This window comes from Veillonellales bacterium (genome assembly GCA_039680175.1).
Taxonomy (GTDB): domain Bacteria; phylum Bacillota; class Negativicutes; order JAAYSF01; family JAAYSF01; genus JBDKTO01.
Genome location: JBDKTO010000049.1, coordinates 21,290 through 32,591, shown reverse-complemented (window position 1 = coordinate 32,591; position 11,302 = coordinate 21,290). Strand labels below are relative to the sequence as shown.

The window sequence follows — 11,302 nt, the reverse complement described above, 5'->3', positions numbered from 1 at the left end:
GATGAACGATGATATTAGCAGTCCGCGCCACTGCGGAACAAATTCCAGCTTTTTTTAGATCAAATCGTCTTATCACTTTTAGGCTGTCCATATGCCAATTACCTTCTAACACTAATTGCCGTAATTTTTGATAGGCGATTGCCTTCATAATCGTTCTGTGATGGTATCCACCAGCGCCTGCACATGGATTTTCATCGTGTCCAAACAAGGGATGGGAGTTACCTCATCGTTTAAGATTAAGGGAAGTTCTGTACAGCCTAGTATGATAGCCTGAATGCCTTCCTCACGTTCCATACGTTTGATAATTCTCAAGAAGGCCTGCAGCGTTTCGTCTTTTATAATTCCCAACTCCAACTCACCGGAAATTTTCTCATTGATCAATGACATCTCCTGCTCTTTTGGGATAATTATTTCGATTCCACTGTCGATAAAAGGCTCCTTGAAAAACTCATCGGTCATTGTAAATACCGTTCCCAGCAAGCCCAGCTTTGTAAAATTCCGTCTTTTTGCTTCCTTGCAGGCCGTGTCAATTATACTTACGAGCGGGATGGGGGATTTTTTCTTCAATTCGTCGAATACGATGTGCGGTGTGTTGGCTGACAAAGCGGCAAACTCAGCGCCGCAGGCAGTCAAATTGTTGATTGCCTGCATAAGGTAGTCCACCAGTTCACTAAATTTTCCTTCCCGACATAATCTCAGAACCTCAAATACATTTACGCTTTCAATGGTTAAATTGGGGAAGTAACCGCCACCGACGTTCTTCTGGACGCCGTACACAATGTCATGATAATAAAGGATAGTAGACTCCGGGCCCATCCCCCCGACCAAACCTAATTTTTTCATTCTATCTCCTCCCTTAATAATCAAACGTTTTTCTTTGTTTATCTCGCTCTATCGCAGTAATTCACATTTATAAAGTTAGGCCTCCTCTCCTCAAAAGTGCAGGACACGTGGTCGAGTAGAAGCGCCACCTCACGGTGCACAACCCTCACAGAACCGGACGTGCCCTATTAAGGCATCCGGCTCTTCACAACATCATTCACTTCGTTAGCTATATACATTCACATAGATTCTTGCCTTGCAAGTGGGAATCGCTCGTTAAGTTTTGCGAATTTTTTCCCATGTAAGACTCTTTTTCTGGCTCCGACGATTCAGCGCAGCGAAAAGGTTACGCCGTATGAAATATGCAAAGCCATGAATTCTGCCGCTGTTATCGGTTACCCCGTAATAGCGGTAATGCCCAACTAACTTAGCATTAACTTGTCTTACTAGCTCTCCTATCTCTGTATGCATATTCTCGTGAAGCCATTGTGCAAAAGCGGTTGGCTTGTTAGCTTCGCTCGGAATTTCTTCCTACTGGTTGCCCTCTTGACGCGGAATCTTCCATTTTGACTCTGGTTACAGTAATGCGTATATCCGAGAAAATCAAAAGTTCCCGGTTTACCTTCTCCTCGCCGTGCACGCCTTTCTTGCGCAAAGCGTCCAAATTCAATGCTTTTGTTTTGCCTTCCGCTATCTCCAGATTGAATTTCCTCAATCGCTCAATGAGCTTCTGATTAAAAGTTTCAGCATCTTCTTGGTACTGGAAGAAGCACAGAAAGTCATCGGTATACCGGATGAGATATGCCTCTCCCCTGCTTTCCCGTTTCACTTTGACGGTGAACCACAGGTCCAGTACATAGTGCAGGTATACGTTCGCCAAAGTAGGAGATATAATTCCCCCCCTTGTGGCGTTCCCATTTCCGTCACATCGTTTTTGCCCTGTTCCATGATCCCTGTTTAAGAAAGCGTACGATCAACCGCAGTAGATCTGAATTTCTGAAAAACTTAGCAAAATGGTCTCGAACCTTTGTCATCGCTGAAAACTACAAATCGTTACGTGTCTTTGACTCATAACGTAGTACTTGCTACGGCGAAATCCCGGAAAGCATTGATTTCACTAAGCATTTCAGAAAGTTTCGTTATAAGTAAGCGGAAATCCATGTTGAACGTGACAACACTAAACAAAGAAATTGAAATTCTTCGCGCCGGTTTGAGCAGTGTTAGAAAAAGAACCAGCAAACAACCCCATTCTTTAGCGAAAATTCGATGCTTATTGTGAACATCGACAAAACAATAGAAGAGTCTCCTATTGATTAATCAGCCCCAGATAGCGGTTCAATATATTGAGGCTCTCCATGGTTACCGGCTTGGGACAGGTATGTGTGATTTTATAATATACCATGGACGGCGGCGGATCAGATAGCTGTTGGATAACGCATTGGCCCAATTTGATAAATGCAGTGGCTATCGTCTTGGGAGCGATGGCCCATTGCCTGGAATCCTGCATCATCGGAAAGATCATTCCGGTACTATCAATTCTAATGCGGGCTGAACAGCCAGACCCCCACCACTGGTCATGCCATGTTTGGTAAGCGGAACCCCACCCGGTCGAATTGATATACAACTCATGCTCGCCTCGCAACTCTTGCGGGTGAACCGATTTCATTGCAATATTGTCAGGAGTGAAAGGCCTGACCAATACCATCTCATCAATATAAAAAGTCTCTATTTCAATGTTAGGCAATGACAGTTCCCTTTTCACAAAGGCTACATCAACTTCCCGCCGCTCAATACATTTATAGAGTTCACAGGAATGCTCTGTACGAACCCGAAGTTGTATTTCGGGTATATGTTTGCTGAGTGCCTGAAATACCGGCGGCAAAAGATAGCGGTTCAGACTCATGGAACCGCCAATCGAAAGATGCAATTCCGGTCGGTCACTACACAAAGAATCTGTCTCTAGCTTTAATACTCGCCAACGTTCTGCTACATTAATGAAATTTCTTCCAAATATAGTTAAAGAAACGGTATGGGCGCCTTTATTACGTTCGATTAGGGTATTTCCCAAGAGATGCTCCAGGGTTTTCAATCGATAGCTGATAGTCGCTTGTGTTAAATTTAGCAAATCACCGGCCTTCGTTAGACTGCCGGTTTGTACAATGGCTAGAAACGCTTCGATTCCCAAAAAATACACCCTGCCACCACCTATAGAATATTTCAATATTAAATACAAAGTTTTCTCGTTTTACATTCTGTCATTCTATATTTAAAATTAACATGAAGCTGGAAAATATTCAATACTGTTATCATTAGGATATGTAAAAGGAGGAAATGAATTTGACCGTTCTGGCCTTACTGCTTCTTATCGGTGCAGCCTTCTTTCATGCAACATGGAATTTTATATCCAAAAAAGCCTGTGGCGGAGCTGTGTTCGTGTGGTTGTTTAATGTGGTTGCATCCGTACTGTATATCCCGGTTGTTATTGCCTTGCTATGGATTACAAGATCCTCATTCCACTGGGGGTACATCATTTTTATGCTGGGAAGTGCTATTCTTCATGTCGGATACTTCCTATTGCTAAATAAAGGATATAAAGCCGGTGACCTTTCGCTCGTTTATCCTCTGGCCCGTGGTACAGGCCCCTTGCTGTCGACACTGGCTGCCATCTTTTTTCTGGGAGAACACCCGTCTTTCATTGCATTAACAGGTACCCTGTTTATCGCAGTCGGTGTATTTCTTCTTTTAGGCAACCCGGCAAAGTATGCCGAAAGTAAAGCCTCCTCGGCTATTCTGTTTGCTGTTTTCACCGGAGTTTTTATTGCTGGCTACACCCTTTGGGATAAGTATGCAGTCAGCAATATGGCGGTTCCGCCAATACTGCTGTATTGGGGCACTACTGTCGGTCAGGCTTTGTTGATGCTGCCCTATGCCTTGAAAAACCGTGAAAACGCAATTACACAATGGCGAACCAACCGCCGCTCGATTTTTGGTGTCGCGATTTTGTGTCCGCTTTCCTACATTCTTGTTCTCACAGTTATGGTTTTTACGCCGGTGAGCTATGCCGCCCCCGCCCGAGAAGTCAGTATTTTAATCGGGGCCATCATGGGAGCCCGGTTCCTGGCGGAAGAAGACGCTAAACTTCGTATAACCGCTGCCATCGTTATTCTGTCCGGACTAACCTGCCTAGCCCTTGGTTAATTGCGCACCCTTACAGTCCCCTTCGCAACAGATGGATCACCTTCCGCCGGAAGCTATCCGGAGTATAAAGTGGCGGGAAAAACCGCTGTCCCGTACATGAAAGCCTCGTACAAAACTGCTTAAAATACAAAAACGGCAAGGCTCAAAATCTCTGATGCCTTGCCGTTACTATTTTTTAATTAGTGTTCCCCGGAGGATTCAAACCACAGGCACGCGGTTTAAGAATAAAAGCTGTCAATTATACTAAACACATGCACTCTTATAAAATAAATTACATCAATGCTTTTAAATACTTGGTCGTATTTATATTTAACCCTTTTATCGTCCAGTTCAAATTTGCCGAAAAAGGCTTCCCTTTACGGATAGAAAACCCGCAGTCCCCGCGTAGTTGACGGATCTGATGCGCCATAACTTATCGTAACCGTCCCATTGCCGGCTCTGGTGCTGGGAGTATTATTCTGATTCGTACCGGCATTAAAGGAACCACCACCGCCTCCGCCAGTAGCGATACTTCCGCTGCCGCCTCCGCTGTAGCCTCCGCCTCCCCCACCATTGACACCAACAGGCCCTCCTGCCCCACCGCCGCCATAGCCTCCGGCGCCACTGTTTGTTTCGTCCGTACTTGTTCCTCCCTTACCTTCGGAATAAATTGCAGTTCCCCCCATAGAACTTCCCTCCCCCTTGCCATTACCGGCTATCCCCGCTCCTCCGCCTGCGTCGCTGGCATAACCACCGCCATCTCCATCGCTACCGCCGCTGCCGCCGCCGCTGACAGTAACGCCACTAGTTGAAGTGCCGGCTCCCAGTCCATTCCCTGAAAGTCCCGCGCCGCCACCGCCTCCCGCGGCAACCAGCAGCGTAGCCGTAGCAATGTCTCTATAGTCTGTTCCGCGCCATACAAAGGATCCGCCGCCACCGCCTCCCGAATGAATGGCATCTCTGCCGGCTCCCCCCACCAGCACCGCTAAATTCTGACCGGGAGTAACCACAAAATCCCCTGTAATAGATGTCCCGAAGCCACCAGAATGACTTGTAAGGGTAACTCCGCCCCCATGGGCACCAACCGCGGTAACGGTAATTTTGGTTACATCTTCCGGAACAGTAAACGGTTGCAATGCTCCGGTATAGTCAAATGATACAGACTCCATCCAGTAATCCGCCCTTTATCGCAAATTTTCACTTTTACATTATATGCTCGTAAATTGGCCTGAGACCTCAATTCTTGCTGCTGCGATTTTTGGGGGCACTTATGCCGGCCATGTTGAATAGAAATATATCAAGCCCCGCTTTTACATAACTAATCCTTATAAGCAAATAAACTACCGTGCTTTTCAACGGTAAAAGCGAAGTTGACCATACTGTCCGGAGGTATAATAAATACTATGGCAACGATTGATCAGTGGACTGTGCTGCTGTATATTGCAGGAAATAATGACCTGGAAGAAACCTTGGCAGAACAATTCAAAGTTCTGCAAAACATCAGAATTCCTCCGAATATAAATGTTGCGGCTCAGTTCGGCAGAAAAGTGCAGGAAAATAACGCCGCGCAGCGAGATTCGCGGCGTTATATCAGCAAAAACGGCTGGCTCGCTCTAAGTGATTCCCTGGGCTGCGCCAATATGGGAAAAGCAACATCCTTTATTGAATTTTTACTATGGGGATATTCGCAATTTACCGCCAATCGCCTTATGCTGGTCATGTGCGGGCATAGCGCAGGATTTGCCGGGATAATGATGGATTGCGGCCGCGAAATAATAGATCTAATAAGTATCCGGGAATTTGTCCAGGCACTATCCTCTTTTTACACACAAACACAAAAAAGCATTGACATTATGGTATTTGATACTTGCTATATGAATTTAGTGGAAATTTGGTATGAATTGGCTTTAGCCGGACATTGCGTAAAATATTTGATAGTACCACAGGAAAATCCCCCCATGCAAGGGTTGCCTTGGCATGCTCTCATCAATTTACTTATCAGCAATGAAGCAAGTAAATATAGTGTGAAGACATCTGTCAAAAATATAGTTCAATCCATTAATCTAAAATTTCCTTTGGATACTGCCCTTTTCGCCATTTCGCTGGCTCCAAAAATTTTTATAGTGCTGAAAGCATTAATCAATAACCTGGCTATACTAATACTTGATAATAAATTACTTAAAAAATTACCCGGCTTATCGACAAAACCGTCTGCACTCATCAGCTTGCAAGACTTAATAAAACAAGCTGATGCCAATCTCGTCAAAGCCGATACCTGCTGTAAAAGCATTGAAAACGTATTGTCAGAATTTGTTTTTTATCCGGTCTTAAACGAATTCATCCAAAATCGAAAAATGGGCCCCAGCATCTACTTGCCTAATCATTTCACTCAGTACATGCGGTTCCAGCCATATTACGACGCACTGTCGTTTGCAAGTAATAATAGCTGGATAGACATTCTAAGTTGTATAGCCCCGCTCAAATAAAGCCGAAGATTATTAACCTTATTCAATTTTAAGTTTATAAAAACTTGTATCAACTTGCATAATAGGAAAAGTCTCTGGCAATAGCACTTTATTTACTTGTACAAAACCATTCTTTCCATAGAAACGATGCGCCGCTAGGAACTTTTCTGTAGTTCCTAAATAAATTTCATAAAGATCATGCTCGCTAGACCATATCATTAACTGGTGCAATAATGATTTTGCCACATTATATCTACTTCCTCTAAAAGCAGCCTTGACAAACATTTTTCTCAATGCCCCTTGATGGTTTCCTAGATTGATTAATGCAATCGTCCCAACGACCTGACCGTTATTAAGAGCTATCCAAAAATTCCCATCCCCTGATTGATAAAAATTGGCTATATTGCTTAAGTCAGGCTGATCTTCTTTTGTTATAGGAATATTAAATTCTTTTTGCTGAATACTGAGAATTAAATCAATAACATCTTCCCTGTATTTGTCAGTATATTTTGTAATTAGAACTTCTCCCATTTTATTTCCTCCTGTCCTATTTTGACTCGCCCTTATAATGTTTGAGTTCCTTCCAATCATGTTCAATATTTTCACTCATCCGCTTAAGTAATCGATAAACTGTATCTCTTTCTTCTATACTTAATCCCGTAAAACATATTTCAATATTCCGATTCTCTTCTTGAATAATATATTGGTAAATCTCTTGTGCTTTGCCACAAGGAAACAAATGCCATCCCCTTTTATCTTCATCATTACGTTCTTTTAAAACATAATTTTCTTTCATCAGCTTTTGTACTACCTTAGTTGATGTTGCCTTATCTACCCTGAGAATATTGGAAAGTTCAATTAAGCTGATACCCGGATTTTCGCAAATACGAGTTAAAAAAACAAATTGACCTCTTTTTAAATTAATTTGGCGATATTTAATATCACTTATAGACTGAATACAACGAGCCAACGACCCTACTTCTCGAAGTACTTCATTTTCCAATTTAATAATCTTAACCCCTCCATAGCAATTTTAATTGATTGATATTTCAACTAAATTATATAGCCATAAAGTTGAAGTGTCAACTTTATGGCTATATAAAAAATACTCCTGTCAAAGCGCTAATAAAGGTATTAGCCATCCGTTTTGTCAAAAGGGATCACCAAACAAGGTTTCTCTTGATTGGTATGGTTAGCGGAATAACAAACAATACCACTAGCGCTATCAATACTACAGATGCTTTTATTCCGATAATATCACTTGCAGCTCCGTACAACCAGGGCGAGAATGCTCCCGAAGCAATCGTTGCTGTATAAAATATCGCAAAAGCTTGCTGTCTATTTCCTTCCGGTACCAATTCCGGAACGCTGCCATAAAGTACGGAAGAAGTACCATTTAAGGCCACCCCGAGAAGCAAAGACAGCATTATTTCAACATGTAATGAAAAACTGAGCATACCCAAAATGCAAAGCGATGTGAGTATCTCCGTAATGATGACCGACCGGAGTACTCCAACTTTTGTAGCTAGCAGACCACAGACAAATTTGCCCATAGCGCCCCCAGCAAATATGAGAGACAGCGCTAACCCGATTGTCGTCACCACCGCCCCGTTATCTTGCAGCACAAAAGGGAAAAAAGTTAAGAATCCCATTCTCGTACTGCTGTCAATCATTCCTATTATTAACAAAGCCCAAAAGCCTTTGCTTGCTTTCCATACCATTGATTTACTTGCTCGTTTTGCACTTTCTGGCCGGGCATTCTGATAGATTATATTTTTACTGTTTATAAAAAGAAGAATTGCTATTCCTATACCCACTATCCCCATAACCTGACTTGCAGCCTGCCAACTATACCGACTTATTATTAAGGAAGCTCCAGCCGGCAAAAGCAGCTTACCGATATCACCTGCCACATTAAACGTACTCAGCGCAACTCTTCGCGCATCATTATCAGGATAAGCGTTAGAAATTAGCGACGAAGATAATGGATGCTGTACACTTGAGCCTAATCCTCCTGCAATAAGTAAACAGCCTAAAACTACTAGCGTTGGTGCCCACCCATACAGGAATAAGGAAACGCTTGTAAGTACTGTCCCCAGTACCAGCAACCGAACTCCTCCTATTCGGCAAGCCAGATAACTTGACGGTACTTGAAAACCGGCCATAGTGCCTGAAAAAAGGGTTTTCAAAAAACCGATCTCAGTGAATGTCAGCGAAAACTGGGCTTGCCATATTGGAAAAAAGACATACAGCATGTCGGTAACTCCATCATGCATAAAATGCGCTAATCCTCCAGTTAATAGAGCTTTATTATATATTTTTTCCGTGCCGCCTAAAATTTTTACCATAAGCCCCAATCCTCTCCGCTTATATGGAGTGTAAATAATCTAACAGCGAACTTTTAAGTTTTACACGTGAAGCCATCATTGTTAATAGTGCCTGCGTTTCCCTTGTAAATGTTTTTTCCTTATGGAAAATGACCGAAAATGTAACTCCGAGTTTTGGCACCTGCTTAAGCTCAACCAATGTCTCATCATTTACGCTGTCTCTAACCAATACTTCCGGCAATATGCCCACTCCCAATCCGTTTAGCACAGCCTGCCTGATTGCTTCGGAATCGCTGTATTCCAAAACCGGTCTTATCCCCTTTTCGCGAAATATTTCATCATATATTTTTCGATAAATGCTACCTTGCTTTAATGCGATAAACGGGTACCGCCAAATGTCATTTCCATATTTTTCAACAAGGCTCGGGCACACAACCCACACTAGCCTTTGCACCGCAACATTAAATTGCAGAATTCTATTGTGGCTAATTTCATCATGAACCACTGCAAAATCAAAACTATTATCCAATATGCCTTTCACTGTAATCGGCAAACTAAAACAATGCTCAATACTTACTGCAACATTAGGCATTTTTCCCTGAAATTCCTGAAGAATAGGCGAAAGTATATGTGCCGCCACTGCCGTACCAAGACCTATCTTGATGCTTTTAGCATATGAGAATTCTCGCAAAGCCGCTTGAGCTTCGCCATGAATGACTAGCAATTTTTCTGCATAGCTAATCAAACACTTTCCCGCTTCTGTTATATACAACTTTTTGCCTACTCGTTCAAACAGCAAAGCTCCAAAATGTTCTTCCAATGCTTTGATTTGAGCTGTTACAGTAGGTTGACTAAAATTAATTTCTTGTGCAGATTGTGTGATGTTCTCAGTTTTTGCTACGGAAAGAAAAGTTTTTAATAAACGCAAATCCATATTTTAACACATCCTACAATTACTTTTCTTAATTGTAGGACATTCTTCTCGGCCTGACAATTAATTAGGCTCTATATTTATGTTGCTTTCATTTTATCTTTCTCGCTAAAAAAAGTGAAATTTAATATATTCATTGACTCAATCGGTTTTTTCAATTAGCAGACCTGCACTTGAACCACTGACACGCGCTGGTAGATAACAGACCATTTTTGCGTTTTTTGCACCATAATAAACGAGCGGCATAACGAACCGACTCGTTTATTTAAACCATACTTTGTAAAGAAGTTGAATTCCATTCCTAATATCATCAGGTACAGTTGCAAAGCTCAATTTTATTCCAATATTTGGTGTTTTAAAAAATGAACAGACTGACATTGGGTAGACCCTCACCCCTACCGTCCTGGCAGTTTTTCTAAGACATACTACAGATTGTCCGACGGCTTTTCGCAATAAGAATATATGCATTTTCGATTCCCCGCGAAGGTCGGTTATATTTAATAACATTGTCTCAAACTATTTCATCAATCGTTGATCTTCTAACCATTTTTGTATGATGGTAGCAATGGCATCAGAATTTTTATCCATCATCATCATATGCGAATTACCTGTGATGCCGATTTGAGGCAAATCAATCCAGGAAACAGGAACACCGCTTGCGACAAGAGCATCTCGGTATCGCTCACTTATAGCGTAATAACCTTTAGGTCCAGCCCAAGTGGGGTATTTCTGCACGTTATCTCCCCAGATAAATAAGTGGGGGATATTTTTAACTGCCGCCAAGTTTTCCTTTTCAATGTTTGGTGACCCTGCTGATTCTAACAAAACTATAGCTTTCACTTTGTCAGGCGCATTCAGAGCTGCCTTTTCGGCAAACGGGCCAGCCTGGCTATGGACAAGCAGTACGCAGGGTCCCATTTTTTGCAAGAGTTGATCGTAAGCAGCCTGAATAGCGGCATTGTTCGACGTCCATCTGGGAACCGCCTGTTTCATAAATTCATCAAAGGCATCTATGGGAAACAACACCCCAGGGAACGCTATTCGTTCAGAAGGGTTAGTAGCATATAAGGGACCAATGCGGAAGGATTCCCAGGCTTCCTTTTTGGGCCGGAACACAGGCTCAGTCTTATAGAGCTCCGGATAGCGGGACCAGGAAGAACGGCCACGTTCGACCGCATCAGATATATAAATATCGTGGCCAGCTTTCAAGAAAAAAGACTGCCAGCCTGGTTGGCCATCAGGTTTCGTCTCCCAGTTGGAACCGGTCAAACCACCGCCATGCCACATCAATAACGGATATTTTGCTTTCGTATCTGCTAGTTGTACATACTGTACATACATTTGTCCCGTGATAAAATCACCGTTAGGATCTACCTTGCGTGGTGCTCCTCCTGGTACCGCCACGGCTTCATATGTAGGCAGTCCCTCCAATGTAACATCCTGACCGCCAACATAAAAACTCCCAATTTCCTTGACTCGCAATGGTTTTTCAGATGCTGTACTGGTGTGTGAAATGAATTTACACTTGTTGTTCATTTAAGAACCTCCTTATGTCTGATCCAGCTGTTGATGCAGACTGA

At 42.7% G+C, this 11,302-nt stretch carries 11 protein-coding genes; 2 read left to right on the top strand and 9 right to left on the bottom strand.

From position 1 onward, the window contains the following. Positions 1 to 144 precede the first annotated feature (144 nt). The 3 genes from ABFC84_08025 to ABFC84_08015 all read right to left on the bottom strand — a co-directional run bounded on the left by ABFC84_08025 (position 145) and on the right by ABFC84_08015 (position 3,016). A complete protein-coding gene (locus ABFC84_08025) occupies positions 145 to 843 on the bottom strand; it encodes an amino acid racemase (protein MEN6412697.1) in 699 nt (232 codons plus the stop codon). A 487-nt stretch (positions 844 to 1,330) separates the two neighbouring features. Beyond that, entirely contained in the window at positions 1,331 to 1,714 is a 384-nt protein-coding gene (locus tag ABFC84_08020) for a reverse transcriptase domain-containing protein (GenBank protein ID MEN6412696.1), read from the bottom strand. Between the two features lie 414 nt (positions 1,715 to 2,128). Beyond that, entirely contained in the window at positions 2,129 to 3,016 is an 888-nt protein-coding gene (locus ABFC84_08015) for a LysR family transcriptional regulator (protein ID MEN6412695.1), read from the bottom strand. Between the two features lie 137 nt (positions 3,017 to 3,153). On the opposite strand from ABFC84_08015, the gene ABFC84_08010 reads away from it, so the two are divergent. Further along, on the top strand, positions 3,154 to 4,020 hold the full coding sequence (locus ABFC84_08010) for a DMT family transporter (protein ID MEN6412694.1): 867 nt from the start codon (positions 3,154 to 3,156) through the stop codon (positions 4,018 to 4,020). A 356-nt stretch (positions 4,021 to 4,376) separates the two neighbouring features. Here ABFC84_08010 and ABFC84_08005 read toward each other — a convergent pair whose 3' ends face one another. Further along, the gene (locus ABFC84_08005; GenBank protein MEN6412693.1) at positions 4,377 to 5,168 is read right to left on the bottom strand and encodes a hypothetical protein; all 792 of its coding nucleotides are present in this window, start codon (positions 5,166 to 5,168) and stop codon (positions 4,377 to 4,379) included. Between the two features lie 234 nt (positions 5,169 to 5,402). On the opposite strand from ABFC84_08005, the gene ABFC84_08000 reads away from it, so the two are divergent. Beyond that, on the top strand, positions 5,403 to 6,485 hold the full coding sequence (locus ABFC84_08000; protein ID MEN6412692.1) for a clostripain-related cysteine peptidase: 1,083 nt from the start codon (positions 5,403 to 5,405) through the stop codon (positions 6,483 to 6,485). Positions 6,486 to 6,503: 18 nt separating this feature from the next. On the opposite strand, the gene ABFC84_07995 is transcribed toward ABFC84_08000, so the two are convergent. The 5 genes from ABFC84_07995 to ABFC84_07975 all read right to left on the bottom strand — a co-directional run bounded on the left by ABFC84_07995 (position 6,504) and on the right by ABFC84_07975 (position 11,258). After that, on the bottom strand, positions 6,504 to 6,995 hold the full coding sequence (locus tag ABFC84_07995) for a GNAT family N-acetyltransferase (GenBank protein MEN6412691.1): 492 nt from the start codon (positions 6,993 to 6,995) through the stop codon (positions 6,504 to 6,506). A 16-nt stretch (positions 6,996 to 7,011) separates the two neighbouring features. Beyond that, positions 7,012 to 7,467, bottom strand: coding sequence for a MarR family transcriptional regulator (locus tag ABFC84_07990; protein MEN6412690.1), 456 nt, complete (start codon positions 7,465 to 7,467; stop codon positions 7,012 to 7,014). 157 nt (positions 7,468 to 7,624) lie between these two features. Continuing rightward, positions 7,625 to 8,812, bottom strand: coding sequence for an MFS transporter (locus tag ABFC84_07985; GenBank protein ID MEN6412689.1), 1,188 nt, complete (start codon positions 8,810 to 8,812; stop codon positions 7,625 to 7,627). Positions 8,813 to 8,831: 19 nt separating this feature from the next. Continuing rightward, positions 8,832 to 9,725 (bottom strand): LysR family transcriptional regulator, encoded by an 894-nt coding sequence (locus tag ABFC84_07980; protein ID MEN6412688.1) that lies wholly within the window; start codon positions 9,723 to 9,725, stop codon positions 8,832 to 8,834. Between the two features lie 513 nt (positions 9,726 to 10,238). Next, positions 10,239 to 11,258, bottom strand: a complete 1,020-nt coding sequence (locus ABFC84_07975; protein ID MEN6412687.1) for a hypothetical protein — start codon at positions 11,256 to 11,258, stop codon at positions 10,239 to 10,241. Positions 11,259 to 11,302 lie beyond the last annotated feature (44 nt).

Coding starts and splice junctions, on each gene's coding strand:
- ABFC84_08025 (MEN6412697.1), bottom strand. CDS start 843: ATGAAAAAATTAGGTTTGGTCGGGGGGATGGGCCCGGAGTCTACTATC.
- ABFC84_08010 (MEN6412694.1), top strand. CDS start 3,154: ATGAATTTGACCGTTCTGGCCTTACTGCTTCTTATCGGTGCAGCCTTC.
- ABFC84_08005 (MEN6412693.1), bottom strand. CDS start 5,168: ATGGAGTCTGTATCATTTGACTATACCGGAGCATTGCAACCGTTTACT.
- ABFC84_08000 (MEN6412692.1), top strand. CDS start 5,403: ATGGCAACGATTGATCAGTGGACTGTGCTGCTGTATATTGCAGGAAAT.
- ABFC84_07995 (MEN6412691.1), bottom strand. CDS start 6,995: ATGGGAGAAGTTCTAATTACAAAATATACTGACAAATACAGGGAAGAT.
- ABFC84_07985 (MEN6412689.1), bottom strand. CDS start 8,812: ATGGTAAAAATTTTAGGCGGCACGGAAAAAATATATAATAAAGCTCTA.
- ABFC84_07980 (MEN6412688.1), bottom strand. CDS start 9,725: ATGGATTTGCGTTTATTAAAAACTTTTCTTTCCGTAGCAAAAACTGAG.
- ABFC84_07975 (MEN6412687.1), bottom strand. CDS start 11,258: ATGAACAACAAGTGTAAATTCATTTCACACACCAGTACAGCATCTGAA.